This is a genomic window from Exiguobacterium sp. KKBO11 (genome assembly GCF_001644945.1).
Lineage (GTDB): Bacteria > Bacillota > Bacilli > Exiguobacteriales > Exiguobacteriaceae > Exiguobacterium_A > Exiguobacterium_A abrahamii.
In genome coordinates, this window is sequence record NZ_LUCU01000019.1 from 1 (window position 1) to 424 (window position 424).

The 424-nt window shown below is 63.4% G+C and carries 1 protein-coding gene; it reads right to left on the minus strand.

The annotated features are described in order from the left end of the window. Positions 1-168: 168 nt before the first annotated feature. Positions 169-424 (minus strand): TonB-dependent receptor (locus tag AYO36_RS16665; RefSeq protein ID WP_156501835.1); only part of this gene is annotated, 256 nt, incomplete at its 5' end.

A 424-nucleotide genomic window follows, 5' to 3' on the forward strand; every position in this document is an offset into this window, starting at 1 on the left:
GCCTGGTGCTGTTCGTCGGCGACAACATCCGCACGATGCGCAAGCGTTAGCGGCGCCGGGAGCCGGCCCCGCTTTCCGCAAAAAAGAGCGGCGCCCCGAGGGGCGCCGCTCTGCTTCCATCCACCGCCAGGAGAGAGAGATGGCGGTGGCGGGAACGCGGTTGCAGGCTTAGAAGCGCTGCTGGTACTTCATGTACATGAAACGACCGATGTCGTAGCCACCGTAGTAGGAGAACGACGAGTTCGGCTTGCTGTACATCACCGGAGCTTCCTTGCCGAACACATTGTTCGCGCCCACCGAAACGGTGGCATCCCACGGCAGGTTGTAGCGGAACTGCACGTCGTGGAAGGTCACCGCGCCGCGCTCGTTGTAAGCGGTCGGCGACTTCAGCCACGGAGCCAGGAAGGGCGGATCGGAGCATTCG